Source organism: Amycolatopsis acididurans (assembly GCF_012328925.1).
Lineage (GTDB): Bacteria > Actinomycetota > Actinomycetes > Mycobacteriales > Pseudonocardiaceae > Amycolatopsis_E > Amycolatopsis_E acididurans.
Window position 1 is genome coordinate 590,978 of the sequence record NZ_JAAXLS010000002.1, and the last position, 26,890, is coordinate 617,867.

Annotated in this window: 27 protein-coding genes; 11 read left to right on the forward strand and 16 right to left on the reverse strand. The window is 71.3% G+C overall.

What is annotated here, in order from left to right; translation table 11 throughout:
* Nucleotide 1: 1 nt before the first annotated feature.
* A complete protein-coding gene (locus HFP15_RS06235; RefSeq protein ID WP_168512317.1) occupies nt 2-418 on the reverse strand; it encodes a pyridoxamine 5'-phosphate oxidase family protein in 417 nt (138 codons plus the stop codon).
* Nucleotides 419-704: 286 nt separating this feature from the next.
* On the opposite strand from HFP15_RS06235, the gene HFP15_RS06240 reads away from it, so the two are divergent.
* From HFP15_RS06240 to HFP15_RS06280, 9 genes are all read left to right on the forward strand, one after another.
* Complete coding sequence (locus HFP15_RS06240; RefSeq protein ID WP_168512319.1) at nt 705-1,070, forward strand: ArsR/SmtB family transcription factor; 366 nt, start codon at nt 705-707, stop codon at nt 1,068-1,070.
* Nucleotides 1,071-1,138: 68 nt separating this feature from the next.
* On the forward strand, nt 1,139-1,609 hold the full coding sequence (locus HFP15_RS06245; protein WP_312871485.1) for an NADH-quinone oxidoreductase subunit B family protein: 471 nt from the start codon (nt 1,139-1,141) through the stop codon (nt 1,607-1,609).
* Complete coding sequence (locus HFP15_RS06250) at nt 1,606-3,597, forward strand: proton-conducting transporter transmembrane domain-containing protein (RefSeq protein ID WP_168512321.1); 1,992 nt, start codon at nt 1,606-1,608, stop codon at nt 3,595-3,597. The genes HFP15_RS06245 and HFP15_RS06250 overlap by 4 nt, the downstream gene beginning before the upstream one ends.
* Nucleotides 3,594-4,541, forward strand: a complete 948-nt coding sequence (locus tag HFP15_RS06255; protein ID WP_168512323.1) for a respiratory chain complex I subunit 1 family protein — start codon at nt 3,594-3,596, stop codon at nt 4,539-4,541. Before HFP15_RS06250 ends, HFP15_RS06255 begins: the two co-directional genes overlap by 4 nt.
* An 11-nt stretch (nt 4,542-4,552) precedes the next feature.
* Nucleotides 4,553-5,215, forward strand: a complete 663-nt coding sequence (locus HFP15_RS06260; protein ID WP_168512325.1) for a hypothetical protein — start codon at nt 4,553-4,555, stop codon at nt 5,213-5,215.
* Nucleotides 5,215-6,696 carry a proton-conducting transporter transmembrane domain-containing protein gene (locus tag HFP15_RS06265; protein ID WP_246271391.1) on the forward strand — a complete coding sequence of 494 codons (1,482 nt, stop codon included), beginning with the start codon at nt 5,215-5,217 and terminating at the stop codon, nt 6,694-6,696. Before HFP15_RS06260 ends, HFP15_RS06265 begins: the two co-directional genes overlap by 1 nt.
* Entirely contained in the window at nt 6,693-8,180 is a 1,488-nt protein-coding gene (locus HFP15_RS06270; protein ID WP_168512327.1) for a hydrogenase large subunit, read from the forward strand. Before HFP15_RS06265 ends, HFP15_RS06270 begins: the two co-directional genes overlap by 4 nt.
* A 106-nt stretch (nt 8,181-8,286) precedes the next feature.
* Entirely contained in the window at nt 8,287-8,508 is a 222-nt protein-coding gene (locus HFP15_RS06275; protein WP_168512329.1) for a hypothetical protein, read from the forward strand.
* Nucleotides 8,505-9,332, forward strand: a complete 828-nt coding sequence (locus tag HFP15_RS06280; RefSeq protein WP_168512331.1) for a hypothetical protein — start codon at nt 8,505-8,507, stop codon at nt 9,330-9,332. Before HFP15_RS06275 ends, HFP15_RS06280 begins: the two co-directional genes overlap by 4 nt.
* Here HFP15_RS06280 and HFP15_RS06285 read toward each other — a convergent pair.
* The 10 genes from HFP15_RS06285 to HFP15_RS06330 all read right to left on the reverse strand — a co-directional run bounded on the left by HFP15_RS06285 (nt 9,316) and on the right by HFP15_RS06330 (nt 18,916).
* Nucleotides 9,316-10,014 carry an MBL fold metallo-hydrolase gene (locus tag HFP15_RS06285; protein WP_168512333.1) on the reverse strand — a complete coding sequence of 233 codons (699 nt, stop codon included), beginning with the start codon at nt 10,012-10,014 and terminating at the stop codon, nt 9,316-9,318. The genes HFP15_RS06280 and HFP15_RS06285 overlap by 17 nt on opposite strands.
* Nucleotides 10,011-10,562, reverse strand: a complete 552-nt coding sequence (locus tag HFP15_RS06290) for a LeuD/DmdB family oxidoreductase small subunit (RefSeq protein WP_168512335.1) — start codon at nt 10,560-10,562, stop codon at nt 10,011-10,013. Before HFP15_RS06290 ends, HFP15_RS06285 begins: the two co-directional genes overlap by 4 nt.
* Nucleotides 10,559-11,806: a 3-isopropylmalate dehydratase large subunit gene (locus HFP15_RS06295; protein ID WP_168512337.1), complete on the reverse strand. Its 1,248-nt coding sequence runs from the start codon at nt 11,804-11,806 to the stop codon at nt 10,559-10,561. Before HFP15_RS06295 ends, HFP15_RS06290 begins: the two co-directional genes overlap by 4 nt.
* 3 nt (nt 11,807-11,809) lie before the next feature.
* The gene (locus HFP15_RS06300; RefSeq protein WP_168512339.1) at nt 11,810-12,679 is read right to left on the reverse strand and encodes an isocitrate lyase/PEP mutase family protein; all 870 of its coding nucleotides are present in this window, start codon (nt 12,677-12,679) and stop codon (nt 11,810-11,812) included.
* Nucleotides 12,680-12,689: 10 nt separating this feature from the next.
* On the reverse strand, nt 12,690-14,087 hold the full coding sequence (locus HFP15_RS06305; protein ID WP_168512341.1) for an MmgE/PrpD family protein: 1,398 nt from the start codon (nt 14,085-14,087) through the stop codon (nt 12,690-12,692).
* An 88-nt stretch (nt 14,088-14,175) separates the two neighbouring features.
* Nucleotides 14,176-15,213, reverse strand: coding sequence for an Lrp/AsnC family transcriptional regulator (locus HFP15_RS06310; RefSeq protein ID WP_210716742.1), 1,038 nt, complete (start codon nt 15,211-15,213; stop codon nt 14,176-14,178).
* Nucleotides 15,214-15,261: 48 nt separating this feature from the next.
* Nucleotides 15,262-15,861, reverse strand: a complete 600-nt coding sequence (locus HFP15_RS06315; RefSeq protein ID WP_168512343.1) for a GTP-binding protein — start codon at nt 15,859-15,861, stop codon at nt 15,262-15,264.
* A complete protein-coding gene (locus HFP15_RS06320; protein WP_168512555.1) occupies nt 15,842-16,198 on the reverse strand; it encodes a DUF742 domain-containing protein in 357 nt (118 codons plus the stop codon). Before HFP15_RS06320 ends, HFP15_RS06315 begins: the two co-directional genes overlap by 20 nt.
* A 5-nt stretch (nt 16,199-16,203) precedes the next feature.
* The gene (locus HFP15_RS06325) at nt 16,204-16,635 is read right to left on the reverse strand and encodes a roadblock/LC7 domain-containing protein (RefSeq protein WP_168512345.1); all 432 of its coding nucleotides are present in this window, start codon (nt 16,633-16,635) and stop codon (nt 16,204-16,206) included.
* A gap of 25 nt (nt 16,636-16,660) precedes the next feature.
* A complete protein-coding gene (locus HFP15_RS06330; RefSeq protein ID WP_168512347.1) occupies nt 16,661-18,916 on the reverse strand; it encodes a sensor histidine kinase in 2,256 nt (751 codons plus the stop codon).
* A gap of 401 nt (nt 18,917-19,317) precedes the next feature.
* Here HFP15_RS06330 and HFP15_RS06335 point away from each other — a divergent pair, with 401 nt between their 5' ends.
* Nucleotides 19,318-19,800, forward strand: a complete 483-nt coding sequence (locus HFP15_RS06335; RefSeq protein ID WP_246271392.1) for a rhodanese-like domain-containing protein — start codon at nt 19,318-19,320, stop codon at nt 19,798-19,800.
* A 12-nt stretch (nt 19,801-19,812) separates the two neighbouring features.
* Here the strand turns inward: HFP15_RS06335 and HFP15_RS06340 are convergent, their stop codons facing one another.
* The 3 genes from HFP15_RS06340 to HFP15_RS06350 are packed head-to-tail and all read right to left on the reverse strand — an operon-like array spanning nt 19,813 to nt 23,646.
* A complete protein-coding gene (locus HFP15_RS06340) occupies nt 19,813-21,636 on the reverse strand; it encodes a GMC family oxidoreductase (RefSeq protein ID WP_168512351.1) in 1,824 nt (607 codons plus the stop codon).
* Nucleotides 21,629-22,921, reverse strand: a complete 1,293-nt coding sequence (locus tag HFP15_RS06345; protein ID WP_210716743.1) for a tocopherol cyclase family protein — start codon at nt 22,919-22,921, stop codon at nt 21,629-21,631. The genes HFP15_RS06340 and HFP15_RS06345 overlap by 8 nt, the downstream gene beginning before the upstream one ends.
* On the reverse strand, nt 22,918-23,646 hold the full coding sequence (locus HFP15_RS06350) for a FadR/GntR family transcriptional regulator (RefSeq protein WP_210716744.1): 729 nt from the start codon (nt 23,644-23,646) through the stop codon (nt 22,918-22,920). Before HFP15_RS06350 ends, HFP15_RS06345 begins: the two co-directional genes overlap by 4 nt.
* 82 nt (nt 23,647-23,728) lie before the next feature.
* Here HFP15_RS06350 and HFP15_RS06355 point away from each other — a divergent pair, with 82 nt between their 5' ends.
* On the forward strand, nt 23,729-23,911 hold the full coding sequence (locus HFP15_RS06355) for a hypothetical protein (protein WP_168512352.1): 183 nt from the start codon (nt 23,729-23,731) through the stop codon (nt 23,909-23,911).
* A 12-nt stretch (nt 23,912-23,923) separates the two neighbouring features.
* Here HFP15_RS06355 and HFP15_RS06360 read toward each other — a convergent pair whose 3' ends face one another.
* On the reverse strand, nt 23,924-24,955 hold the full coding sequence (locus tag HFP15_RS06360; RefSeq protein ID WP_168512354.1) for a lysylphosphatidylglycerol synthase transmembrane domain-containing protein: 1,032 nt from the start codon (nt 24,953-24,955) through the stop codon (nt 23,924-23,926).
* Between the two features lie 84 nt (nt 24,956-25,039).
* Nucleotides 25,040-26,659 carry an L-lactate permease gene (locus HFP15_RS06365; protein WP_168512356.1) on the reverse strand — a complete coding sequence of 540 codons (1,620 nt, stop codon included), beginning with the start codon at nt 26,657-26,659 and terminating at the stop codon, nt 25,040-25,042.
* Between the last annotated feature and the right edge of the window lie 231 nt (nt 26,660-26,890).

Consider the following 26,890-nt stretch of genomic DNA (forward strand, 5'->3'; position numbering starts at 1 on the left):
GCTACCGGACGCCGTGTGGATGACCGTTGGTGAGGGTGAATCCGGTGACGAACGTCGGGTGGATACGCAGCACGCGGTCCATGTGGCGATCGACCCACGGGCGCAGAAGGCTCTTGTAGCGCTCGACCGCCGCCGGGTCGGTGACCTCGCGCGCGATGCCGGTGACGATGACGCTCCAGCCCGTGTGCTCCTTGGGGTCGATGTCGTCGGCTTCGTAGGCGACCACGGTATTGACGCTCGAGGTGAGAGCGGCGCCGGTGTGGCTGCGGATGACCACGGCATCGCCGTCGACGAGGTGATTGACGGGGCGGATGGCGGGCAGCGCGTCCTCGGTGAACACGATCCGGCCCAGGCCGACGCCGCGCAGCAGTTCCAGCGCTTCCTCGCGGCTGAGCTCGGTCAGGCGACGGGCGTTCATCTGCTCGCCGCCCGGGATCCCGACCCGGAAGATCTGACGCGCGACGCATCGGCCTCCGCGTCCGCGCGATGCGCGAAGTCCGCCGTCCGCCGGAGGTACTCGCGCGCCTTCTCACCCTCGGGCCGCATCGCCACATCGGGTCGCGCCATCGTCACACGCTCCAACACTTGCAAACTTTCGAAACTCTTACTTATTGCATGCTACTATGCCTTAGCCGAGTCTTTCGGAGTTGCTAAGATTAGAAAGTGTTGAAGCGTGCTCAGGTGTGTGGTCGGAAGGAGCGTTGGTGAGCAGGCCCCTCTACCAGCTGAAGGCGGAGTTCTTCAAGACACTGGGCCATCCCGCCCGGATCCGCGTGCTGGAGCTGCTGTCCGAGCGGGAGCACTCGGTCGCCGAGATGCTGCCCGAGGTGGGCATCGAACCTGCGAACCTGTCGCAGCAGCTCGCGGTGCTGCGCCGCACGGGCCTGGTCACGACCCGCAAGGAAGGCTCCAGCGTGTTCTACTCGCTGACCAGCCCGCACGTGGCGGAACTGCTGGCGGTGGCGCGCAAGATCCTCACCGGCGTGCTCTCCGGCCAGGCCGAGCTGCTCGACGATCTGCGCGCGCCGGCCGAGCCGGTACAGGCGCGCGGCAACTCCAAGGCCAGCTAGTACGTAACCGTCCCCACCGAGCCTGCCCCGCGACCACGGGCAGGCGAGCACACCCTTGGAGTGCCTGAGTGCTGGAGTTGTGGCGCAAGATCCGCCGCACCGGACGCGTGGCCGAACCCGCGCCGCCGCGGCCCGCGGCGGCCGCGGGACTGGGCGGGTCGGTACAGGTTCGGCACGTGGACGCCGGGTCCTGCAACGGCTGTGAGGTGGAGATCGGGTCGGCGTTCGGGCCCGTCTACGACGCCGAACGTTACGGCGCCCGGCTGGTCGCCTCGCCGCGTCACGCGGACGCGCTCGTGGTGACCGGGCCGGTGACACGCAACATGGCCGAACCGTTGCGCCGCACCTACGACGCGGTGCCCGGCCCCAAGATGGTGGTCGCCGTCGGCGATTGCGCTCGTGACTGCGGCGCGTTCGCCGGGGCGTACGGCGTTGCGGGCGCCGTGCGGGACGTGGTGCCCGTCGACCTCGAAATAGCGGGATGCCCGCCGAGACCGGAAGCGATCGTCGAGGGGCTGCGGAAGCTGACCGGACGATGAATCCGGCAGGCGTGAGCGCCGCCGTCGCCGTCGCAGTCGGGCTCGCCAGCGCGGCGGCCGGGTTCGTGCTGCCCCGGCGGGCACGGGCGGCCGTGGTGGGAGCCGGTACCGCGCTCACCGGTGCCGCCGGGCTCGTCGCCGGGGTCACGGCGCTGGGCGGGCGGACGTGGTCGGTGTCGTGGCCGGGGCTGCTGCCGCTGTCCGGGGTGTCGTTCACACTCGACGCGCTGGGCGGGCTGTTCGTGGCGGTGACCGGCGCGGTGTCGGTCGCGGCCGGGATCTACGGCATCGGCTACGCCCGGCACGGCTTGGATTCCCGCGTCACACAGGCGGTCTTCCCGCTGTTCGTGGTGGCGATGCTGCTGGTGCCCACGGCGGCGAGCGTGGGCACGTTCGCCGTGTGCTGGGAGCTGATGGCCCTGACGTCCCTGCTGCTGGTGCTGGCCGAACACCGGCGCCGCCCCGCCGTGGCGAGCGCGGGCCGCTGGTACGCGGTGATGACCCATCTCGGGTTCGTGACCGTCCTCATCGGACTGATGGTATTCGCCGCGCACGCGGGCGCGGACTCCTTCACCGCGTTGCGCGCGGCCCACCTGCCCGGGACGGCGCGCGACCTGGTGTTCGTGCTGACGCTCGCGGGCTTCGCGTCGAAGGCCGGGATCCTGCCCCTGCACGCCTGGTTGCCCAGGGCCCATCCGGAGGCACCGAGCCACGTGTCGGCGCTGATGTCGGCGGCGATGGTGAACCTCGGCGTGTACGGAATCGTGCGCGTCGGGCTCGACCTCACCGGCGGCGGGCCCCGCTGGTGGTGGCTGGTGGTCCTCGCGCTCGGCGCGGCGTCGGCGGTCTACGGGATCCTGCAGGCCGCGATGAACACCGACCTCAAACGCCTGCTCGGCTACTCCACCACCGAGAACCTCGGGCTGGTCCTGGTCGGCGTCGGGGCGGCGGGGTTGTTCGCCTCGTCCGGCCAGCGCGTGCTCGCCGGGGTCGCGCTCGCGGCCGCGCTACTGCACGTGGTCAACCACGCGGCGTTCAAGACCCTGCTGTTCCTCGCGGCGGGTTCGGTGCTGCACGCCACCGGCACCCGTGACCTCGACGCGCTCGGCGGACTGCGCACGCGGATGCCGGTCACGACGGGGTTGTTCGGTGTCGGCGCGCTGGCCGCGTCGGCACTGCCGCCGGGCACCGCGTTCGTGTCGGAATGGCTGCTGCTGCAAGCTTTGGTCCACGGCCTGCCCGCCTCCGGCGTGGCGACCGCGATCGCGATGCCGGTCGCGGTCGCGGCGGTGGCGCTGACCGCCGGGCTCGCGGTCGCGACCTTCGTGAAGGCCTTCGGCGTCGGATTCCTGGCCAGGCCCCGCGGCGCCGCGGCGGAACACGCACACGAAAGCCCGGCCACGATGCTGGCCGGGATGGGGCTCGCGGCGCTCGCGTGCGTCGCGCTGGCGGTGGTGCCGACGCTGGTGCTGCCGGGTGTGGCCGCGGCGTCGGGCCTCGGGAACCCCACGGACGCGGGACTCGTCACGCTGCGACTGTCCGGAGTGGCCGGTTCGTTGTCTCCCCTGCTGCTGGCGGCCGGGGTGCTCGTGGCCGTGATCGCCGTTCTCGCCGCGGCGCGGGCGTTCGTGGCCCGTCGCGCGGCCCGCCTGTGGGACTGCGGCGGCGGGCCGATGTCGGCGCGCATGGAGTACACCGCGACCTCGTTCGCCGAGCCGTTGCAGCGCGTGTTCGACAACGTGGTCCAGCCGGAGACCGATGTGGACGTCGATCATCACGACGAGTCGCGCTACCTCGTCCAGGCCGTGGCTTACCGGCGGCGGGTCCCGGACCGGGTCGAACGGCGGCTCTACCAGCCGGTGCTGGCCGCGGCCCTGGCCTGGGGCGCGGCGGGCCGGAGGCTGGCGAACGGCAGCGTGCACCGCTACCTCGGTTACGGCTTCTCCACCCTGTGCGCGGTCCTGATCCTGCTGGCGGTGACCCGGTGACCGGGCTGGGCGTGCTCGGCGGCGTCCTGCAGCCACTGCTGGTCGTGGCCGGCTCACCGCTGCTGGTCGGGGTGATGCGGCAGATCCGGGCCAGACTCGAAGGCCGCGCCGGGCCGGGTGTCCTGCAACCGTGGCGGGATCTGCGCAAGCTGTTCGGCAAGGAGCCGATCGCCCCGCGCGGCACCAGTGAGGTGTTCCGGTACGCGCCGCTGGTGCTGATGGCCACCACGCTCGTCGTCGTGGTGGTCGTGCCCTTCGTGACCGCCACGTCGGCGATCGATCCGGTCGCGGACCTTTTCGCCGTGGTCGCGCTGCTGGCGCTGGGGGCGGTGGCCCTCGCTCTGGCCGGGCTGGACACCGGCACCGCGTTCGGCGGGATGGGGGCCAGCCGCGAGACGACGATACTGGCGCTGGTCGAGCCGACACTGCTGGTCGCGATCTTCGCGTTGTCCGTGCGCGCAGGCTCCACGAACCTGGCCACCATCGTCTCGTCCACATTGGACGACCCGGTGCGGGTGGTGTCCCCGGTCAGCCTGCTCGCCGCGGTCGCACTGATCCTGGTGATCATCGCCGAGACCGGGCGCCTGCCGGTGGACAACCCGTCCACCCACCTGGAACTGACCATGGTGCACGAGGCGATGGTGCTGGAGTACGCGGGCCCGGACCTGGCGCTGATCGAACTCGCCTCCGCGATGCGGTTGTCGGTGTTTCTCGGGCTGCTGGCGAACCTGTTCCTGCCGTGGGGCGTGGCCACCAGCGCCGCTCCGCTCGCGCTCGCGGCCGGTGTGCTGGCACTGGTGGTCAAGGTGGGTCTGCTCGGCGCCGTGCTGGCGGTGAGCGAGGTGTTCCTGGCCAAACTCAGGTTGTTCCGGGTGCCGGAACTGCTGGCCGGCTCGTTCCTGCTGTCGCTGCTGGCCGTGGCGGCCTCGTTCTTCCTGGCCTGACAAGGAGCACCGTGACCGGAACCGGATATGTGCAGTTGCTCGACCTGGCCTGCGGGGGCCTGCTGCTGACCGCGGTACTGATCCTGTGGCGCCGCGAGCTGTCCGTCATCATCCGGGTGTTCGCGCTGCAGGGCGTCGCGCTCGGCGCGCTGGTCGCCGTGCTGGCCGCGCGCGAGGGGACCGCCGAGCTGTGGGGCGTCGCCGCGGGCATTCTCGTGCTGCGTGCCGGTGTGCTTCCCTGGCTGCTGCGCCGGGCCCTGGCCCGATCCGGCGACGTCGCGCGGGAAACGCGGCCGCTGGTGAACGTCGCCGCGTCCCTGCTCACCGCCGCGGTGCTGACACTGCTGGCCTACGCCGTCTCCACACCCCTGGTCGCGCTGGCCCCCTCACCGGCGACGCAGGCCATCCCGGTCGGCGTCACGGTGGTGCTCATCGGGTTCTTCGTGCTCGTCACCCGGCGGCGCGCGCTGTCCCAGCTGGTCGGTTTCCTGTTGCTGGACAACGGGATCACGGCAGTCGGATTCCTGACCACGACCAGCGTCGGTCTCGTCGTCGAGGCGGGTATCTCGCTCGACGTGCTGCTGGCGGTCCTGGTCCTGCAGATCCTGGCCACCCGGATCCGCGAGGCCTTCGGCGACACCGACCTCGGCGAACTGCGGGAGCTGCACGACTGATGATGACGCTGTCCCTGCTTCCCGTCTTCGTGCCGCTGCTGACGGCGCTGGCCTACCTCGTGTCCGGCTGGAGCCGGGTGCGCGCGTGGTTGTCCACCATCAGTGCCGCCGCCGTGCTGGCGGCCGCGGTCGCCCTCGCCGTCCACATCGCACGGTCCGGGCCGTCCACCGCGCTCGGCGGTGCGCTGCGGGTGGACGCGCTGTCGGCGTTCATGCTGATCGTCATCGGTGCCGTCGCGCTGCTCGCCACCGCCGCCACGCCGTCGTTTTTCGACGGTGAGATCGCGGCGGGCCGGGCCACCGCGCGCACCGCGGCCCGGCACAGCCTGCTCGTGCAACTGTTCCTCGCCGCCATGGCCACCGCGGTGCTGGCCGCCGATCTCGGGGTGCTGTGGGTGGCGATCGAGGCGACGACCATCATCACGGCCTTCCTGGTCGGACAGCGACGTACCAGGGGTGCGGTCGAAGCGGCGTGGAAGTACGTGGTGATCTGCTCCACCGGCATCGCGCTGGCGCTGCTGGGCACGCTGCTGCTCAACTACGCCGCGCACGGCACCGGTCTCGGCCTGGCCGCGCTCGCCGCGAACGCGCACAGCCTCGACCCGGGGGTGGCCCGCATCGCGATCGCGCTGCTCGTCCTCGGGTTCGGCACCAAGGCCGGGCTCGCCCCGTTGCACGCCTGGCTGCCGGACGCCCACTCGCAGGCTCCGGCGCCGGTGTCGGCGCTGATGTCCGGGGTGCTGCTCTCGGTCGCGCTCTACGCGATTCTGCGGGTGAAGGTGATCTCCGACGTCGCGCTGGGCGCCGGGTTCGCCCGTGGCATGCTGGTGGTCATGGCGCTGGCCTCGCTCGCGGTGGCCGCGTCGCTGTTGCTGGGGCAGCGTGACTACAAACGGATGCTGGCCTATTCCAGTATCGAACACCTCGCGCTCGTCGCGCTCGGCGCGGCGTTCGGCACTCCCCTCGCGCTGGCCGCCGCCCTGCTGCACGTGCTCGGGCACGGTCTCACCAAGAGTGTGCTGTTCCTCGGCGCGGGCCGGCTCCTGCAGGTCACCGGAACCAGCCGCATCGACGAAGTCCGGGGCCTCGCCGGCCGCGATCCGCTGCTGGCGGGGTATCTGGGGCTCGGGATGCTGGCGCTGATCGGCTTTCCGCCGTTCAGCCTGTTCGCCAGCGAGTTCGGGCTCGCGCGCGCCGGATTCGCCGCCGGGCTCGGCTGGGTCACCGCGATCGCGCTCGTGCTGGTGCTGGTGATCGCCGCCGCGCTGGTCGGCCACACCAGCCGCATGCTGCTCGGCGATCCGCCCGAGGCCCCCGCGCCCCACGGGCTGCTCGCCACGCTCGCGCCGACCCGCCTGTCCACCGCGCCCACACTCGCCCTCGGCGGCGGCCTGCTGGCGTGCGCGGTGCTCGGCGTCGCCGCGGGGCCGCTGACCACGTTGCTGAATCTGGCCGCTCACGTCGCGACGGGAACACCATGACCGCCACCGATACCGGACGCGAACAGCTCACGCTCGCCCCGGCGCACCTGCCCGCACAGGCCGAATGGTTACTGGCCAACGGTTTCCGCGTCGCGCTCGTCGCCGGGCACGACGACGGCGACCGGTTGCGCGCGGTCTACCTGTTCACCGCCGCCCGCCCCGACCGGCGCGTCGAACTGCACGTCCCACTCGAACGGGCCGATCCCCGGGTGCCGAGTCTGGCCGGGTTGTCCTTCGCGGCGGGCCGCTTCGAGCGCGAGATGCGCGACCTGTTCGGCATCGTGCCGAGTGATCATCCCCTGCCGCGCCGGCTCGTGCGGCACTTCCACTGGCCGAAGGGCTGGTACCCGATGCTCGCCGACGCGGGCGCTCCGCCGGCGTTCGGCGACGTCGACGGACCCTATCCGTTCCGCACCGTGGAGGGAGACGGCGTGTACGAGATCCCGGTCGGGCCCGTGCACGCCGGCATGATCGAACCAGGGCACTTCCGCTTCTCCGTCGTGGGCGAGACCATCCTCAATCTCAAGGCCCGGCTCTGGTTCGTCCACAAAGGAATCGAGAAACTCTTCCAGGGACGCACCCCGCGGCGGGCGCTTGAACTGGCCGAGCGCGTCAGTGGTGACACCAGCGTGGGCCACACGCTGGCGTTCTGCCTCGCGGTCGAGGACGCCCAGGGCTTGCGGGTGGCCGAGGACGCCCAGCGGATCCGCGCGATCCTGCTGGAGCTGGAACGCGTCTACAACCACGTCACCGACCTCGGCGCGCTCTGCAACGACGTCGGGCACGGCATCCTCAACGCGCAGGCGCAACGCGTCCGCGAACAACTCCTGCGGCACAACGATCACGTCACCGGACATCGCCTGCTGCGCGGCGCCATCCACCCCGGCGGCGTCCGCGTCCGGCACCTTCCCGATCTCGACGACCTGCTCGACGTCGCGGCCGACGTCGGTGAGATCGCGGAACTGGCCCTGTCCCACAGCGTCGTGCGCGACCGGTTCACCGGTACGGCCGTGCTCACCCGGCAGCAGGCCCATGACCTCGGCGCCCTGGGTTATGTCGCGCGCGCCAGCGGGCTCACCGTCGACGCGCGGTTCGATCACCCGTTCCTCGACGCTGCCCTGCCCCGGGTGGAGTATCCGCACACCGGCGGCGACGTGCTCGCCCGCTTCACCGCACGGGTCGCGGAAATCCAGCACGCCATCGCGACCGTCGTCCGGCTCGCCGCGGACGTGCGCGCGGTGGACATCAGCACCGCGCGCGAGCTCCCGGCCACGTCCGGGACGGGCATCGCCGAGGGCTGGCGCGGCACGATCGTGCACCGGGTGGAATTCGCCTCCGACGGCACCCTTTCCCGCGTGAAGATCGTGGATCCCAGCTTCTTCAACTGGCCCGCACTGCCGGTCGCGCTGGCCGACACGATCGTGCCGGACTTTCCGTTGACCAACAAGAGCTTCAACCTCTCCTACGCAGGCAACGACCTGTAGCGGAGCGGTGAGACCAGCCTCGCACTGTTAAAGAGTTGCAATATTTTTTAAGTCGGCAGATGGTAGATTTATCATGTTCGAAGAGGTTCGAGGAAGAGGTGGGCGGATGAGCCAGTTCGCCGCGGAACTGTGCCACGGGATTCTCACGGCGCGGCAGGCCTCCGAGGAAGCGCTCGCGAGTGGCCACCCGTACGAAGCCAACCTGCACCGGGCCCGGCTGGCCGACCTGATGGAGGTCGCGGCCCGCCACGGGGTGGACACCAGCACGGTGATCGAACCGGCGTTGTGGCGGGAGCTGGCCGAGGACGGGGCGGCCTTCGCCGGATGAACACCGTCGTCTCCGATGGCGGGCGGGGAATGGCGGTCGTCGGTGACGGCAGCGCTGCGTCGCTGGGACCGGGCGAGGTGCTCGCGGCGCTCGCGGCGGACGTGCGGCTGCTGCGGGCCCACGGGCCCGTCGCCGCGTTCCCGGTCGCGGTCACCGTTCGCGACGCGAGCCAGCTCAGCTCCGCCCTGCGTGCGCTCCCGTCCGGCACGACGGCGCTGTTCCTCGCCCGCACCGAGGCGGATCGGGCGCGAGCCGCGCAGGCCGAAATGGCGCTGACCAGCACCACACCGGTCATCACCGAACAGGACACCGCGGGGATGGCGCTGGCCGCGGCACTGCTGGTCACGCTGCGCCGGGCGGGGATGCCGCCGCGGTCCAGTCGTGTCGTGGTCACCGGGGCGCGGACGCTGCCGATGCTGGTGCCGTTGCTGATGGCCGCCGGCGTCGCCGACATCGCGTCCTGGCACGAGACCGACACGGCGGCCTTTCCGCTGGACGCCCTCGCCGGTGACGCGACCGCCGTCATCGACCTCGTCGGTGCGGCCGCGGGCCTGCCCGCGGAGGTGCCGGTGCTCTCCCCCGATCCCGTCGGTCACCTGCTCGCGCTTCCCGGCATGCTGCGGGCACTGCGCGAGACGCCGCTGGCGGGCCCGGGTACCGACCCGCTGTACCGCCTCGACGTGCACCGCGCCTGCGCCGGCGCACTCGCCGCGCTCACCCCGGTCGACCGGACGCTGCCGGACCTGACCGACCCCGACCTCGCCGACTGCGTGGCGCGCGCGGCCACCGAAGCGCTGCGAGCACCGTTCAGGGAGAGCCGTTGACCGGAGGCTCGGTTTTCATCCGCTCCAGCAGTGCGTGATACCGAGCGAGGTCCTCGCCCCGCAGGGCGTCGCCGTGGGCGAGACCGACGGCGGCGACGTCGCGTGGGAGGCGGGCCAGGCTCGACGGGCGTTGTGCCGGATCGGCGGCCAGCGCGGCGGGCCCGGTGCTCAACCCTGCGCCCCGGTTGAAGACCGCGTCACCGACGAGCACCGTGTTCCCCGGCGCGTAATGCAGGGCGATGTGTCCCGGGGTGTGCCCGGGTGTGTGGATCACCCGCAGGCCGCCGGCCCCTTCCACGCGGTCCCCGTCGCGGAGCAGGACGTCGGCGGTGACCGGAGCCCAGTGCAGCAGCGGGATCCGGTCGAGCAGGCGCCCGGCCACACCGGACCGGCCGGCGGAGGGCACCCGGCCGGCCGCGAGCCAGGGCGCGTCGGCTTCGTGGATGAACAACCGCGCACCGGTGCGCGCCACCAGTTCGGCGGCGCCCTTGACGTGGTCGGGATGAGCGTGGGTGAGCACGATGCGCCGGATATCGCCCAGGCTCCCGAGTTCGTCCTCGATCCGGCGCGGCGCCGAGGCCCAGCCGACGTCGACCAGCGTGTAGCCGTCGTCCCCGTCGAGCAGGAACGCGTTGTCCCGGCGGGTGGTCGCGACACACCGCACGCCGGGCGCGAGGTTCACGCGCCACCTTCCACCGGCAGCGCACCCGATCTGAGTACGTCGAGCAGCTCGATCGGCAGGTACCCCTGCTCGGCCAGCCGCGGCAGAACCCCGCCGCTGGCCAGGATTTCCAGCACCAGTGGCGGTAGCGGAGCCGTGGCGCCCGATTCCGCCGTCGTCTCGTTGACGTAGTCGCCGGTCGCGATGTCGAAGCGGCCGGTGTCGCCGTCGGAGAAGATCCGCGTCGCGCCGGGCACGGTGAGGGCGGGCAGCCCGGCGTTGATCGCGTTGCGCAGGAACAGCGAGTTGAACTCCTCCGCGACCAGGGCGGCGACCTTCAGATGCCGGAACAGGGCGGCCACGGGACGGGAGGAGCCGACGCCGAAGTTCCGGCCCGCCACCACGATGTCGCCCGGCCGCACCTGGTCCGTCCATCCTGGACGGACCTCGTAGAACACGTGCCTGGCGGCCTCGGAGATGTCCATCTTCATCGCGAAGGCCGGGTACATCGCGTCGGTGTTGAGCGAATCGCCGAACACCCAGACCCGGCCCTTGATCGACGTGGTCATGCGGTCACCTCCCGCGGGTCGGTGATGACGCCGGTGACGGCGGACGCGGCCACGGTCGCCGGCGAGGCCATGTAGATCTCGGCCTCGGTGCTGCCCATCCGGCCGGTGAAGTTGCGCGTGGACGAGGTCAGGCACACCTCGCCCGGGCCGACGACCCCCATGTGGTAACCGAAGCAGGCGCCGCAGGTCGAGTTGGTCACCACCCCGCCGGCGTCGGCGATGTCCTGCAGATAGCCCAGCCGCATCGCCTCCCGGTACACCTCCTGCGAGGCCGGGGTGACCAGCAGCCGGACACCGGGCGCCACCGTCCGGCCGCGCAGTACCGAGGCCGCGATGCGCAGGTCCTCCAGCTGCCCGTTGGCACACGAGCCGATGAACGCCTGATCGATCCGGCGTGCTTCGACCTGCGACACCGGCACCCCGTTGTGACTCACCGTCCCCGGCCGCGCCACATAGGGCTCCAGCGCGGACAGATCGATTTCCCGTGTGTCCACATAGGACGCATCGGGGTCCGGGCCGGCGGCCGCGTATCCGGTGACGCCGCGCTCGGCCAGGAACTCGTGGAGCACGTCGTCGGCGGCGAAGGTCGCGAAGTCCGCGGACACCTCGGCGGCCTGGGTGGCGATCGTGCGCCGGTCGTTCATCGGGATGCTCACCAGCCCGGGCCCGCCGAACTCGAGGTTCTGGTTGGTCGCGTCGCCGTATTCGTCCGCCAGATACAGGAACACGTCCTTGCCGCTGACACCGTCGGGTTTGCCGCCGTGCAGTTCGTAGCGGATGGTCGGCGCGACCTGGAACCACGTGCTGCCGGTGCACATGATCGAGTACACCTCGGCCGGGCCCAGCCCGCGCGCCGCGGTGTTGTACGCACCGGCCGCGCAGGTGTGCGAATCGGTGCAGGCCAGCACCTCGCCGGGCCGCGCGAGCCCGTTCTCCGCGATCACCTGATGGCAGATGCCGTGCCGTCCCACGTCGAAGAAGCGTGAAATGCCGAAGTCGGCGGCGAACCTGCGCGCCCGCGGCCCGCCCTCGGCGTCCTTGAGCGACGGTGCCGGCACGGCGTGGTCCATGACGATCGCGACCTTGTCCGGATCGTGGATGCGCGACGGCGGCAGCCATACGGTCGCGAACTGCAGGTCGATCAGCACGCACATGTCGACTTCGACGGTCACCGTGTCTCCCGGGCGCACCGACGGCACACCCGCCTTCCGCGCCAGCAGCTTCTCGATCATCGTCATGCCCATGGCTCAGCGCTCCCGGTACTTCTCGCCGATCGCCGACCATTCGGCGAGCCCGACCAGATCGAAGAACTCCTCCGGGCTGCTCGGCGCGAGCTCCTGCGGATCCCGTCCGGCCAGCTGCGCCAGGCCGCTCAGCATCCCCCACGCCGCCGCGCCCAGCGCCGAGGAGGGATGGATCGCGATGGCGAAGCCCAGCTCCCGCAACCGCTGTGCGGACTCCATCGGCGTCAGGCCGCCGAGGACGAGGTTGAGCAGCAACGGCGCCTCGACCTCGGCGGCGATCCGTTCGATCTCATCCGTCCCTTGTGGAGCCTCCACGAAGATCACGTCCGCACCCGCCTCGGCGTAGGCGTTCGCGCGCTCGATCGCCGCGTCCAGGCCCAGCGGGGCCCTGGCATCGGTCCGCGCGATGATCACCAGATCCGGATCGGTACGGGCATCGAGCGCGGCCCGCAGCTTGACCACGAACTCCCCGGCACCGATCAGCTCCTTGTCCGGCAAATGCCCGCAGCGCTTCGGGAAAGCCTGATCCTCCAGCTGGATCGCGGCCACCCCCGCGGACTCGTACTCCTCCACCGTGCGCACCACGTTCAACGCGGCGCCGTAGCCGGTGTCGGCGTCGGCGATCAGCGGGACGTCACCGAGGACGCGCGCGATCATCCTGGCCCGCTCGGTCATCTCGGTCTGCGTGACCAGGCCGATGTCGGGCAGCCCGAATCCGGACGCCGCCACGCCCGCGCCGGTCAGATATCCGGCCGCGAATCCCAGGCGCCGCACCAGATGCGCCGACATGCCGTCGAACACGCCGGGCGCGACGACCAGCTCGCCGCCGGCCAGCCGCGCGCGCAACGCCGCACGTGCCGTCGTTGTGCTCATGGTGTTCCCTTCAGTCCAGCACTCGCGCCACCGGTGGCGCGAGCAGCTCGGCGAGCTCGCCGAGATCGGTCAATTCGTCCAGGCGCAGCACGGTTTTCTCGATCGCGGCCAGGCGCGCGGGCGGCACGAGCGGGCCGACGAGCGCCCGGTACTTGCCGACCAGCTCGTCGTTGGTCACCGGGTCCGCCGGGCCGCCGTGGGGCTGCTCGATCCGGCGATGCCGAACGGCGCCGTCCGCCAGGGTGATCGTCAGCTCGGTGGCGAAGCGCTCCTGCGGCGCGCCGCCCTCGATGCTCTCGTCCAGTTGCACGTCGACCCGGTCCAGCAGCGCCCACACGTCCTCGGCATCCAGCCGGTCCTCGGTGAACTGCTGGGGCATGACCGCGCCGTCCAGCAGGGCCACCACGGCCGCGTACCCGAGGTTCATCTGCGCGCCGATCGACGTCAGCGGCCGCTGTGGCTTCCACCAGCCGTGGTGGTACACCGCGTGCCCGACCCGGATCTCGATGTGCTCCACGGCGGCCGGGTCGATGTCGTGCTCGGCACGCAGCTCCAGCACCGCCTGGATGGTGCCGTGCAGCCCGCCCTGTGCCGCGTAGGACTTGACCATGATGACGTCGGTGTGCCATTGCCGGCCCAGACCGGCCACGATCTGGCTCGCGTCCGGGTCGTGACCCTCGCCGAACACCGCGAGAAAACCGCCGTAGGGCCGGTCGAACACCTGCTTGATGCCGGTGTAACCGGCCGCCGCCAGCCCGGCGGCGTAGAAGCCGTTGCGGGCGGCGAACCCGTGTTGCATCCGCTTGGACATCGCCTCGTACTGCGCGGCCATCAACCCGCCGGACTGCGTCCCGGCCATGCCCAGCGCGTCCTCCAGGCCCCGGGAATCCAGCCCGCGCAGCTTGCCCGCTGCCATCGCGGCCGTGTGCGTGCCGAACACCGGGCCGGAATGCCAGCCCCGCGACAGCATCTCCGCGCCGTGCAGCGCCAGCCCCACGCGCGGTCCGACCTCGAAACCCGCCACCGCGGCCGTCAGTGCGTCGGCACCGGTGCCGACGGTCGCGAGCAGCACAGGCAGGACGAGCGAGTTGCTGTGCAGGGGTGCCAGCGGATGAAAGTCGTCCAGTTCGAACCCCTGGATGAACGTGCTGTTCAGCAGCACGGCGGCGGGTGCGCTCGTCGTCCGCCCGGTGCCGAGTACGACGGCGTCGCCGGTGCCTTCCAGCGCCAGCACCGCATCGGCCGCCACCCGGGACCACGGCAGCTGCGCGCCGACGAGGCCGCACGCGACGCCGTCGAGCAGCAGGTGTTTCGCGCGGGTCCGGGTCGGCTCGGGGATGTCGGCGAGGCGGAGCCCGGCGACCCACTCGGCCAGGGGCACGGTCACGCCGTTCGGGGTGGTCGTCATGGTCGCAGTGAAGCGGCGGCACCGACGCACTCCGCCGAAATGCGGGAAACAGACGCCAGGCGCGGGCCGGCTGCGGGAATGCGACGGATCAGCTGCCGGTGTCGAGGTTCTTGTCGGTGACCGGGCTCCACGGGTCGGCCGGCACCAGCCCGGTGGCGTGCCCGTCCGGATCCAGCAGCCGGCCCCAGGACTTCACCGGGCGCAGGACCACCCGCTGGTCGGTGACCGCGACACCGGGCCCGAGCCGCGCCAGCAGATCGCCGAGTTCGGCCAGCCGGTGCAGTTGCACCACGACGAACAGGTTCGCCGTCCCGACCACCGACAGGCAGATCCGCGTTTCCCGCCAGGCACCGATCGCGAGCCCCGCGTCGTGCAGCGAGTCGCCGGGCGCGGACAGCCACAGGATCACCTGCGCGGGCCAGCCGCCCTCGCCGCGCGCGAAGTCGGTCCGGAACGCCAGCAGTTCCCGCCGCACCAGCTCGGCGATCCGCCGCCGCACGAGGTGCTCCGGGGTGTCGAGCCGCGCCGCGAGGTCCCGGTACCGCGCCCGCCCGTCCGGCTGCAGCGCCAGATACAGCGCGCGGTCCTGCTCGCTGTAGACTTGCCCGCGCCACAACGACGGCTGCCCGGGCCGCGTGCCGTCCCGTACTTCGCGCTCCTCCCGCGAACTGATCGCGCCGAGCCGCCACTGCGCGTCGCTGTACCACGCGATGCCGACGTGCGTGCGCACCCGGGCGATCCCCGCGACGGCCGCCGGAATACCGAGCAGGAGCGCCGTGAGCTCCCGCATGCCGGCGGCGAACACGAGCGCGGCCAGGTCGTGGTCACCGCTGGTCAGATACACCGACACCACGTGCGGCATCCCGGCCAGCGCCCGGGCGACGTCGTGCGCCTGTCCCGGCACGGCCTCGATTTCGCAGACCGCGCCCACGAGTGCCACCTGGGGCCCCGGCACCGACGACACCCACACCCGGCCCGACGCCGCCAACCGCTGCCACCGCCGCGACACCGTCGCCGGCGACAACCCCAGCGCGGGCCCCAGTTTCTCGAAACTCACCCGGGGGTTGACATGCATCGCGTCCAGGATGGACACGTCCACCTCGTCGAAACCGGCCTCTTGTCCCACCGCGCCATCATGGCGCACGGCCCCGGGCGCGACACGTCCCGGAACCGCTCAACGCACGCCCGGCCGGTATCCCGCCCACTGGCGATCGCCCAGCAGCATCAGGTGTTCCAGCAGTGTCGCCAGTACGTTCTTGCCCGGCTCGCGGTAGCGCGCGTCGCACAGCACCACCGGCGTTTCGGCGGGCAGGTCGAGTGCGTCGCGCACCTCGTCGGGGTGGTACACCGGCGCCTGGTCGAAGCAGTTGACGCCGACCACGAACGGCACGCCGCGGCGCTCGAAGAAGTCCACCGCGGCGAAGCTCGTGTCCAGCCGCCGCGGATCGACGAGGACCACGGCCCCGAGCGAACCGCTGGCCAGCTCGTCCCACATGAACCAGAACCGTTGTTGCCCCGGTGTCCCGAACAGGTACAGCACCAGCTCGGGGCTGATCGTGATCCGGCCGAAGTCGATGGCGACCGTCGTGGTCGTCTTGGCCTCGACGCCGGAGAGGTCGTCCACGCCTTCACCGGCGTCGCTGAGGACCTCCTCGGTCCGCAGTGGACGGATTTCGCTGACCGCACCCACCATGGTCGTCTTCCCGACGCCGAACCCTCCGGCGACCAGGATCTTGACCGCCGTGGCGAGCCGTTCAGAGCCTTCGGATGCCATCAAGGACCGCCTGGAGTAGTTCTCGGCTGGGAATCTCGTTCGCCGGCGGCGGCGACCGGTGGATCAGATAACCACGGTCGATCAGGTCGCTCAGCAGGACCTTCACCACCATCAGCGGCAGGCTCATCAGCGCGGAGACCTCCGCGACCGAGCACGGCTGCTCGCACAGTCGCACGATCTCCGCGTGCTCCGGGCTGACCGCTTCGCGGATCCCGTCGGTGACCGACACCACGAGGGTGATCAGCTCCAGGTCGGTACGCGCCGGACGACTGCGCCCGCCTGTCAGGAAGTAGGGCCGCACCACCGGCCCCTGCTCGTCGTGTCCCGGATCCGGCATCGTGCTCACCGCCGGTCATGTGGCTTGCCGTTCGGGGCTTCGACCGGACGGGGCGAGGCCGACATGTTCACGCCGACCCGCTTGACGAGGCGGTTCATCTCGTATGCCACGAGCCCCAGGTCGGCCTCGTGGGCGGCGAGGGTGGCCAGGCACGCACCGCGCCCGGCGGCCATGACGAAGAGAAACGCCTTGTCCATTTCCACCATGGTCTGCCGCACGCCACCGCTGCTGAAGTGCCGGGCGGCGCCGCGGGAGAGGCTCTGGAAGGCCGACGCCATCGCGGACAGATGCTCACCGTCCTCTTCGGACAGTCCGCGGGAGCGGCCCATGAGCAGACCGTCCGAAGTCAGCAGCACCGCCCTGTCGATGCCGACGACTCGGTCGACGAAGTCGTCGAGCAGCCAGTTGACGTCTTTTTTTCTGGTTTTCTGATCCACAAGATCCTCGTTTCCGTGGCTCGACTCAGTCGTGCCAGGGTTCGTCTTCGGTCCGGCCGCGGCGCGTGCCTTCCTGGAAGGCCGCCATCACGTTCCCCGCCTCGAGGGCGGTCGCCTCGTTGCCGGTATCGACGGAGTCCACCGATTCCGGCTCTTCGTGCAGCTGAGGAGCGAGGTTCGCCTGACGCCGGCGTTTCGGCAGTGGTGGACGGTCGTCCGTCGCCGCCTGCACCGGCGCCACCGGGGTGCTCTCGGGCAGAGTCCTCACTGTGGACCGATGGTGCGCGCCGTTCGCGCTTCCATTGGCGCGTAACGGTTCCGGAGCCGGTGCGGGCTGCACGGGCGCCACCGTGTCGAACCAGTCCGTGTGTGGCCCCTCGGCGGGTTCGAGCAGCTTCGGCAAAACCAGCGCGTCGTTGGGGACGACCACCACGGCACGAACGCCACCGTAGGAGGACTCCAGCAGCGATACCCGGATGTCGTGCTGGTGGGCGAGCCTGGCCACCACGAAGAAGCCGATGCGCGTGTCCTGGCTCAGCGCCATCACGCCGAAGTCCGGTGGATCCTCGAACATCGCGTTCGCCTGCTCGCGTTCCTCCGGCGACATCCCGAGCCCCTGGTCGTCGATCTCGATCACGGCGCCCTTGCCGACCGGGTTGCCGCGCACTTCGATGCGCGAGTCGGGCGGGGAGAACACGATCGCGTTGTCGACCAGTTCCGCGAGCAGGTGCATCAGGTCGGCCACGGTCCGGCCGCTGACCTGCAGCTCCGGAATCCGGCCGAACGAGACCCGGTTGTACTGCTCGGTCTCGGCGACGGCGCCGCGGACGATGTCGAGCAGCCCCACCGGGTTGCGCCACTGGCGGCTGAGCTGGCCACCGCCGAGCACGATGAGGTTCTCGGCGTTGCGGCGCTCACGGGTGCTCAGGTGGTCCAGCTGGTACAGCAGTTCGACCTGGTCTGGATCGTCGGCGGCGCGCTCGGCCTTGTCGAGCACCTGCAGCTGCCGGTGCACCACGGCCTGACTGCGCCGGGCGATGTTGAGGAACACCGCGTTCGTGCCCTCCCGCAGCCGGGCCTCCTCCACCGCGGCGGCGACCGCGGCCTGCTGCGCCTTGTTGAAGGCATCGGCGACCTCGCCGATCTCGTCGCCACCGTAGTCCAGGGCGGGCACTTCCTTGGTGACGTCGACCTGCTCGCCGTCACGGATGCGGCCGACCACCTCGGGCAGCCGTTCGTCGGCGGCGAGCGTGTCCGCCCGCAGCCGGCGCAGGCGACGCACGAGATCGTTACCCATCCGCACCGCCACCAGCAGCGCGACAACCGCGAGCACCAGGCTCGCCGCGGCCGTGATCACCGAACGTTGCAGGGTGTCGTCCGCGGACTGCTGCTCGGCCGTGGCGGCCGCGCTGCCGAGATCACCGAGGCCGATGGCACTGACCGTGGCCGAGACCTGCCGGACGGCGTCCTGCCACTGCTGGGCGGTGGCGGGCAGCGGCGGGACCACGTCCGCACGCAGCCGGGGGTCGTAACCCTGCCGCACGACGGCGTTCTCGACGGTGCCGAGCAAACTCCAGTCCGATGAGGACTCGAGCGCGTCGATCTTCTGTTGCTGCGCCGCGGGAAGCTGGGGACGCATCGCGGCGATATCGGCGCGGTAGGCGTGGGTGAGCGAGTCGTAGGTGGCCAGCTCGTCGCTGGTAGGCCTGCGCTCCTGGTAGACCGCGAGCGCGAGCGAGTTGCTGCGGTCGAGCCAGTCCGAGACGCGCATGAGGTCCGAGGCGTTGGAGCGCAACAGCGCCACGTCCTTGTCCGTGGAGTCCCGGCCGATCGCGCCCGCGGCGTCGATCATCTTGTCGCCGATCGAGTTGTACGTGGAGTAGACGACAAGGGGCGAAGCTCCGCCGGTGTCGACCTGCTGGCGGATCTGCGGCAGCTGCGCCATCGACTGCACGAACGAGCCGATCGCGTCGCGCGCTCCCGCCGGCATCGCGTCCGCGACCTGCGTCGAGATCGAGCTGAACTGGCCCAGCAGCTGGTTGAAGCCGGCGCGTGACTCGTCGAGCGCGGCTCTGTTCTGCGGTGACGCGTCGACCGCGAACGCCATGCTCGCGCGGCGCTCCTGCGTCATCGCGGGCATGAACGGTACCGCGAGCCCGTAGCCGCGGCTGAGCAGGACCGCGGTATCGCGTTTGTGGACCGCGGCGATGATCAGGTAAGCGTTGATGCCCACACCCGCGGCGAGCAGCACAAAGCTCGGGATCAAAGCGATCGCCAGCACGCGAGCCCGGAGTGAAATTCTGGTTTTGCCGCGGATCTCGGCGGAGTGCCCCTTTTTTGGAACGGAATTTTCTGATTGGTGTGGCACTTCGATGCCTTCTGACGAAAACGCAGCCTCGGTGACGCTCTCGCACGTTGGTGAATGGACGAACGGCGGACGGCTACAACTCTTATCTCACGAACGGTGGTCACGTCCAGTCCGCACGGCACTGTTTCAGGCAACTACGTAGAGCAACCAAAGTCATTCGTTCGGCCGATACCCTGGCGGGTAATCTGCCCCTAGGTTTTCCGTGCCGCCGGTGATGCGAGGACCCACCGTGGGTCCCTGCCGCCGTCCGGGAATCAGGAGCTAGGATGCCCGCGAATTACGCCCAGCATTTGCACGCCGTTCAAGTCGTTCAGATGATCGAATCCAACGACAGCGTTCGCGTTGTCGACGTCCGTTCACCTGCGGAGTTCGCTCATAGCCGAATTCCGAATTCCATCAACGTTCCCGTCTCACAGATTCACGGGCGACTCGGTGAATTCTCGACCGGACCGGTCGTGCTGGTGTGCGCGGCCGGAACCAGGGCGGCCGAGGCGAGCCGGCTGTTGTCGGCCGCGGGTATCGACACCTCGGTCGTACTGCAGGGCGGTATCGACGCCTGGGCCGCGCATGGCGGCGAACTCGAACGCACGGCGTCCGCGCCGTGGGCGATGGAACGGCAGGTACGCCTGGCCGCCGGAACGCTCGTCCTGATCGGACTGCTGCTGAGCCTGGCCTACGACCCGCTGAAATGGATCGCCGGTTTCATCGGGGCGGGGCTGACGTTCTCCGCGCTCAGCAACACGTGCGGGATGGCGCGCGTGCTGTCGCTGATGCCGTGGAACCGGCGCTGCGGATAGGGCCGGGCGCCGTTACGCCCCGCCGCGGTCGGCGATCACGCACTCCCCGATCGCCAGCGCCATCGCCATGATGGTCACCTGAGGGTTGACCGTCGGGCAGCTGGGCAGCACCGACGCGTCCGCGACGTACACCCCGTCGACCCCGCGCAGGCGGCCCCGGCCGTCCACCGGCCCGGATTCCGGGTCGGCGGCCGCACGGGCCGAGCCGGTCGGATGGAACGCCGCGAGATGCAGCTGTGCGGCCGGCGTCCGGGCCACGATGTCCCGCAAGGCGGTCACGTCACTCGCGCGCGGCGACCGGGCGATACCGGTGAGCACTTCCCGCGCCCCGGCGGCGAAGAGCACCTCGCCCATCGCGCACAGCGCCGTGCGAAGCTTGCCGAGATCGTCGCGCGCCAGCTGGTAGCGCAACAGCGGCGCACGACGGCCGAGCACCTGCCCCGCCGGTTCGTCGGCGATCATCGCGCCCAGCGTGGCCAGCCGCGGCGAAGCCTCCATCTCCCGCCGCAGGTCGCTGCCCAGGCCGGGCAGCACGAACGTGCCCATACCGGGAGGAGCCGAGGTCGCCTCGATCAGCACGCCCTTGTCGTGCCATTGCTCGATCCCCACGCTCTGCAGGACGCCCCGCCACGCCTCGACGTCCTCGTCGAAGCGCCCCGCCAGGCTGACCGCCGGATGCAGCGCGAGGTTGCGGCCCAGCTGCGGATGCCGGCCGAGTCCCGAACGGCACAGCAACGGTGGCGTCTCGGTGGCACCCGCGGCCACCACGACGATGTCGCTGAGGATCTCGGCCGAGCTGCCGTCCGGCCGTCGCGCCACGACACCGGCGGCGCGCCCGCGCTCGACGAGGATCCGGTGCACCCGCAGTTCCGACACGATCTTGGCGCCCGCCTCGCATGCCTGGGGCAAGGCGTTGAGGTGTACCCCGTACTTCGCGTTACGCGGGCAGCCCACCGCGCACTGGCAGCTTCCGGCGCAGCCCGGGGCGTTGCGGCGCAACGGGCTCGCCTGCCAGCCCAGCCGCGCGGCCCCGGCGAGCGCGAGGCCGCCGTTGCGGCCCAGCGCCGCCATCGGCTGGGTGGCGACGCGCAGGGTCCGCTCGACCTCCGGCACGAGCTCGGCGATCCGGTCGGTCAGCGCCACCCCCGCACGGGAACGCCAGTGCGCGAGGACGCGAGCGGGTGGGCGGTAGCAGGTCCCGGAGTTGACGACGGTCGTCCCGCCGACGGCCCGGCCGACCGGCAGCACGACCGGGGGCACACCCCAGGCGACGGTCGCGCCACCGTCGCGGTACAGCCGGGCGAAGCGCTCCACCGGTTCCCGGTCACGGAAGTCGGCGACCCCGAACCGGCTGCCCTCCTCGACGATCACCACGGACAGTCCGGCCCGGGCGAGTTCCCGCGCGGCCATCGCACCACCGGCTCCGGAGCCGATCACCACGGCGTCGGCGGTGGTGCGGGCGGGCCAGTGCGCCGACGGGGTGCAGTCGAGCGCGGCATCCGGCCGCGCCGGTTCCGGCGCCGGCGGCAGCACCGTGCCCGACCCTGCGAGCAACGCGGGCACCTTGAGCAGGTCGGCGACCGCGGCCAGGCGCGGCTGCCCGGCCAGGACGCGGCAGAGGGCGTCGCGCTGTTCGGGGCGCAGGCGGTCGAGCCTGCGGCCGGTCGTCAGCAGCGCCGCGGTGTCGAGCAGCCCGGCACCCGCACGCAGGCCGAGCCGGGCCGGGCGGGGGAACGCCGCGGACAACGTGCCGAGGCGGGCCGCGACCTCGCGGGCCCGCACCGGATCGGTGCCCAGCAGGGTGGCGACCGTGCCGGTGAGCGCGCGGTCAGTCACGGGTGCCTACCTCGGCGTGCGCCGTGCCCCCGAGATGCCACTCCCGGTGCGGGATCCAGGCACCGCCCTCGCGCCGGCGCAGCACGATGTGCGCGGTGGCCCGCTCGGTGTTGTGGCACACGGCCGGACTGCCGTCCGGATCCTGATAGTCGACCGCGACCGTGGCCTCCGGCGGCTGGGTGACCTCGATGTCCACTGTGTACTGACCGAGGCGCCCGCGCACGCGCCAGGTCGGCAGGTCCAGCTCGGCGTGCAGCCGCAGCGCACCGAGCAACGGGTCACCGGCGGGCAGGTCCCGGCCGCCGAGGCGCAGCCGGACGAACGGCAGCGGCGGCAGGCGGCGCATACCGGGCCGCGTCGAGACCGCGGCGACGACTTCGGCCACGTCGCCGTCGCCCAGATCGGCGTGCAGCCACGCCCAGCGCTGCGCGTTGCCGTGCCCGTAGATGTGCGCGGTGGCGCCCGGCGCGTTCTCGAGGGCGAACTCCCGCTTCCCGCACCGGATCCGGCCCTGAAAGCGCACCGCGGGCCGCGGCACGATCTGCGCCGCGGGCAGCAGCCCGGTCAGCCACGCCCAGCGCGGGAACGTGAACAGCGTCCGCTCCGCGCCACGCGGCTGGAGATCCCAGGACACGTCGCCGGCCTCGCCCGCGGCGAGCTTGAGCGGCGCCGGATGGCGTTCGGGCCCGAAGCGGGCCAGCACCGGTGTCTCCCCGGGCGGGAACACCGCGGCCCAGCCGTGCAGGAAGGCGGGTTCACCCGAGGTGGGTGCGACGAGCTCGTGGTGCACCCAGAATCCGGTGCCGGACTCCGGATCGGTGAGCGTGGTGTACCAGACCTCCAAGCGGCCGCGGCGGCCCTTCCACTTCGGACGCAGGTGCTCGCCCACGAGCCGGAAGCTGCGCAGCATGGCCCACAGCTCGCGCCGGATGTCGAAACGCAGCGACAGCTCCGCGACCACCGCCCCGGAGGCATCGGTGACCGTGGCGGGCAGCGTCGTCATCGTCCACAGTGGACGCAGGAAACGAATGGATTTCCACCCGTCCAGGTGCAGCCGCCTGCCGTCCAGCGCGGTGAAGTCCAGCCGGTAGCGGATGCGCCTGCGCGTCACCGGGGCGATCTCGACCGTTCCGGTCGCGGCGGGGTCGTCGGCCAGCCCCGGCATCTCCACCCGGCCGCTCGCGTTCGCGACCACGTCGACGAACGGGTGCAGCACGCCGGGCATCTCCACGTCGAGCGCGAGCCTGCCGTTGCCCGCCATGACCTCGCTGAACGTCGTCCTCATCGCGCACCGCCCTGGCCGGACAACATGCTTTCGATCATCAGGCGGCCGGTCCGCTCGAGATAGTCGGTGGCCAGCTCGTGCACGACCGGACGCGGCGCCCCTTCGCGAACCGCGGCGTCCAGCGGATCGAGCCGGTCGGCGGCGGCGCCGGGGTCGAGGAACGGGCCGAGCAGCAGCTGCCGCTGGCGCAGATAGGTGTCGAGCACGACGTTCGTCAGCAGCGGGTACACCCGGTTGCCGGTGGCCCGCGCGAGTGCCCGGTGCCACTCGCATTCGGCCAGCTGCGCGGCGTCCGGGGTCGTGGCCGCCCGCACCCGGCCGGCCAGCTCGCCCAGCCCGGCACGCTGCTCGTCGGTCGCGCGCGCCGCGGCCCGCACCGCGATGAGCGCCCCGACCTCGGCCCGCACCTCGAAGATCGACTGGGCCCAGCCTGGCGCGTTCGCGGCCACGAGCATCGGGAGCAGGTCGAGGCCGCCGCGCTGCTCGTAATCGAGCACGCGGGTGCCGACACCGTGGCGGATCTCCAGCAGCCCGGACTCCACCAGCCGCATGAGGGCATGTTTGAGCGAGGTGCGGGTGACCTCGTACCGCTCGGCCAGTTCCCGTGCCGGCGGCAGGTACTCCCCCGGCGCGTACCGCCCGGAAAGGATCTCACCCCGCAGGTTGTCGGCGACCGCGTCCACCACGTTGGTGCGGCTGACTCGGTGACTCAGTGGCTCACTCACTCAGTGAATGTAGCACTCTGCCGCGCCGCCCGGGTTCGCGTGCTTCCGGTTGCGGGCTCGCACCGCGGGGTATGTCTCGGTCATGAGCTCACCGGACATCGATCCCGTCACGGCGCAGAGCGAGCAGGAAGACGCCGACTTCGCCGGCGAACACACCGAGCCGACCTACCGCGACCAGCCGCCGACCGGCGAGGACGTCGGGTCCGACGAGGCCACGTCCGAAAGCGGCCCCGGCGGGATGGACCCCGACCACCCGTCCCGCTGACAGCGGCCGCCGTCAGCGCCGGGGACGGCGCGCGACGGCGAGGAACGTGAGCCAGCCCGCGGCCGCGGGCAACAGCCAGCTGGCGCACCGGTAGAGCAGCACGGCGGTGGCGGCGGTGGACCCGGCCATGCCGGCACTGGTCAATGCGGCCAGCAGCCCGGTCTCCGCGGGGCCCGCACCGTTGGGAGTGAGCTGGAGCCCGATGCTGCCCTGGACCGCCAGGTAGCCGAGGATCAGCGCGGGCCAGGGCACCGAACCGGCCACCGCCAGCGCGCAGCAGGCCAGCGCCCACACATCCAGCAGCCAGCTGACCGAGGCGAGCGTGCTCGCTCCGGCCCACTCCCGCGGCCGCGGCCGCAGGCCCGCGATGCGGGCGGAGATCTGGCTGGGCGCCGCGGAGCCCGCGGACACCCAGCTCAGCCTGCGGACGATCGGCAGGTGCCGCGCGATCGCGACGGTTTCGCGCGCGATCCAGGCCAGCAAGGTGGCCCGCTGCATGAGCCACGCGGCGGCACCGAACAGCACGGCGAGCCCCCCGGCCAGGCCGGCGGCAGGCCACCAGCCGAGCAATCCGTCGAAAGCCAGTGCGAACGGCGCGACCACGATGAGGATCGACGCCGACAGCAAGGCCGCGACCGTGGTCGCCCAGAGCGAGAGTCCGGTGTCGACGCCCCGGTGCCGCAGCGCCGTGACCGTGTACGCCACCCCCGCCGCGGCACCGGCGGAGGGCACGGTCTGTGCGATCGCGTTGCCGATGAAGTTGACCGCCTGCGCCGTGCTCGTCCGTAGTGGATGGCCACCCGAGATCACCAGCCGGCGCTGGAGCTCCCCGTAGACGGCCAGGGAGGCGGTACCGCTGGCGATGCCGACCGCGAGCCAGCCCCAGCGCAACGCACCCAGCCTCGCGCCGAACTCGCCCATCGGGCCCAGGGTGGGCGCCACCTGCCAGACCGCGACGCCGATCCCGGCGGCCGTCAGCAACCAGTCCACGACGACCCGCCATCGCGATCGCCGTACCGACCTCAGCGCCGCCCGCAGTGCCACTGCCCCAGGGTCTCCGGATTCGTGGCGCCGCTGGAAGGGCCAGCGGCCTCCCGGCCCGGAGGCCGAAAGACCCCAGCGGCCCCGCTAGATCCGCATCGCGCTCGGGAGCAGGAAGTAGAACAACGCGCCGACGCCGATCAGATACACCAGGATCACCAGCGTCCAGCCCATGTTGTAGCGGATGACCTTGCCCTCCTGGCGCACCAGCCCGGTCGTGGCCACCCCGACGCTGGCCGTCTGGGGCGCGACGGGCTTGCCGACCTCGGAACCGACCGAGTTGAGTGCGGGGAACAGCAGCACCGGGACGCCGAGCAGCCTGCCCACCGTGGCCTGGAACTGGCCGAACACCGCGTTGGCGGAGGTGTTGCTGCCGGACAGCGCGACCGCGATCCAGCCGAGGATCGGCGCGAGCACGACGTACGCGGTGCCGACCTTGGCGAAACCGTTGGCCATCGAGTTGGCCATGCCGGAGAAGTTGAACGTCTGCGCCAGCCCGAAGATCAGCGGCCCGACCAGCAGGGCGCCCCACGTCTGCCGGAACGTGCGGCCGAAAACCTCGCGCAACTGCGCGAGGCCGGGCCGCAGGTACAGGCAGATCAGCAGCCAGCTCACCAGGATCGCGGTGCCGGCGATGAACGGCGCGAAGGTGAACGAGATGCTCACCGGTTTCCCGGTCAGCGAGGACAGCGCGGACACCTTCGGCGCGAACAGCTTGTAGTCCGGAAGTGGCGACCAAGGGCCGGTCCAGGCGACGACAACCGCCACCAGGATCCCGAACGGCAGCAGCCCCCGGCCCGCGCCCGCCCACGTCGAGGTCGCCGTGCCGGGCCCGCTCAGGTGCACTTCGGCTTCGCTCGCACTGAGCGTGCGGCCACCGAAGCCCAGCTGTTCGGCCGGCCGCCAGAACCGCAGCAGCACGAGCAGCGCGCCGAAACACACCAGAGAGCCGATGATGTCGGGCAGATACGGGCCCAGCCACTGCGAGGTCGGGTACTGGCCGGCGATGTAGGCGAACGAGCCCACCAGCGCCAGCGGCCACCCGTTGCGGAACCCTCGCCGGCCGCTGACCAGATAGATCAGCAGCCACGGCGGCACCAGCGCGAGCACCGCGACGATCTTGCCGATCGCCGCGGACAGCGCGAGCAGCGGCAGGCCGGTCACCGCGGCCAGCCCGATCACGGGCGCGCCGAGGGCACCGTAGGAGACCGGAGCGTTGTTGGCCAGCGCGGCGACCCGGATGGCCGCGATGTCCACGATCCCGAACCCGATCAGCAGCGGCGCCACCACCGCCCACGGGTAGCCGAAGCCGACCAGGCCCTCCATCAGCGCGCCGAACGCCCAGGCGATGAGGATCGTCTGGACGCGGATGTCGGCCGTCGCCTGCCTGACCAGCCAGCGCTTGAATCCGTCGAACGCGCCGGTCACGACCATCGTGTGATAGACGATCACGCCCCAGAACACGATCCAGTCGATGGACCAGAACCCGGTCGCGGCACCCAGGCCGTACGCGGTGAACGAGTCACCGACCGGGGCGCGCCAGATGAAAATGGACTCCAGCAGCGTGACGATGGCGCCGATGATCACCGCCTGCCACGCCGAGAGGCGCAACACCGCCAGCAGTACCAGAAGCACAGCGACCGGCAGCAACGCCAGCAACGTACTTCCCAACACACTGTGCACAGGGTCAAGAATCTGGCCGAACATCCCGCGTCACCTCATTGGAACGAAGGGGCTCGTACGAATACCCGAAGGTTTCCCGCCGCACACCCGTAATACCACCCGTAAGAGCGAGTTGTCTTCAGTGGAAAATCAGCCACGGCCGAAGACCTGTGGTTGGTGGAGAACTCATTTCCCCGGCGGCGTGTGTCCGCGTATCCCGATCGGACCCGGCACGTTATGGGTGGTGCTCGATCACGCGACGACGCGGAAGACGAG

Excerpts from the sequence above, each read along its gene's own strand:
- HFP15_RS06235 (WP_168512317.1), bottom strand. The coding sequence starts at position 418 with ATGAACGCCCGTCGCCTGACCGAGCTCAGCCGCGAGGAAGCGCTGGAA.
- HFP15_RS06250 (WP_168512321.1), top strand. The coding sequence starts at position 1,606 with ATGAATCCGGCAGGCGTGAGCGCCGCCGTCGCCGTCGCAGTCGGGCTC.
- HFP15_RS06265 (WP_246271391.1), top strand. The coding sequence starts at position 5,215 with ATGATGACGCTGTCCCTGCTTCCCGTCTTCGTGCCGCTGCTGACGGCG.
- HFP15_RS06270 (WP_168512327.1), top strand. The coding sequence starts at position 6,693 with ATGACCGCCACCGATACCGGACGCGAACAGCTCACGCTCGCCCCGGCG.
- HFP15_RS06275 (WP_168512329.1), top strand. The coding sequence starts at position 8,287 with ATGAGCCAGTTCGCCGCGGAACTGTGCCACGGGATTCTCACGGCGCGG.
- HFP15_RS06280 (WP_168512331.1), top strand. The coding sequence starts at position 8,505 with ATGAACACCGTCGTCTCCGATGGCGGGCGGGGAATGGCGGTCGTCGGT.
- HFP15_RS06290 (WP_168512335.1), bottom strand. The coding sequence starts at position 10,562 with ATGACCACGTCGATCAAGGGCCGGGTCTGGGTGTTCGGCGATTCGCTC.
- HFP15_RS06295 (WP_168512337.1), bottom strand. The coding sequence starts at position 11,806 with ATGGGCATGACGATGATCGAGAAGCTGCTGGCGCGGAAGGCGGGTGTG.
- HFP15_RS06300 (WP_168512339.1), bottom strand. The coding sequence starts at position 12,679 with ATGAGCACAACGACGGCACGTGCGGCGTTGCGCGCGCGGCTGGCCGGC.
- HFP15_RS06305 (WP_168512341.1), bottom strand. The coding sequence starts at position 14,087 with ATGACGACCACCCCGAACGGCGTGACCGTGCCCCTGGCCGAGTGGGTC.
- HFP15_RS06315 (WP_168512343.1), bottom strand. The coding sequence starts at position 15,861 with ATGGCATCCGAAGGCTCTGAACGGCTCGCCACGGCGGTCAAGATCCTG.
- HFP15_RS06320 (WP_168512555.1), bottom strand. The coding sequence starts at position 16,198 with ATGCCGGATCCGGGACACGACGAGCAGGGGCCGGTGGTGCGGCCCTAC.
- HFP15_RS06335 (WP_246271392.1), top strand. The coding sequence starts at position 19,318 with ATGATCGAATCCAACGACAGCGTTCGCGTTGTCGACGTCCGTTCACCT.
- HFP15_RS06345 (WP_210716743.1), bottom strand. The coding sequence starts at position 22,921 with ATGAGGACGACGTTCAGCGAGGTCATGGCGGGCAACGGCAGGCTCGCG.
- HFP15_RS06355 (WP_168512352.1), top strand. The coding sequence starts at position 23,729 with ATGAGCTCACCGGACATCGATCCCGTCACGGCGCAGAGCGAGCAGGAA.
- HFP15_RS06365 (WP_168512356.1), bottom strand. The coding sequence starts at position 26,659 with ATGTTCGGCCAGATTCTTGACCCTGTGCACAGTGTGTTGGGAAGTACG.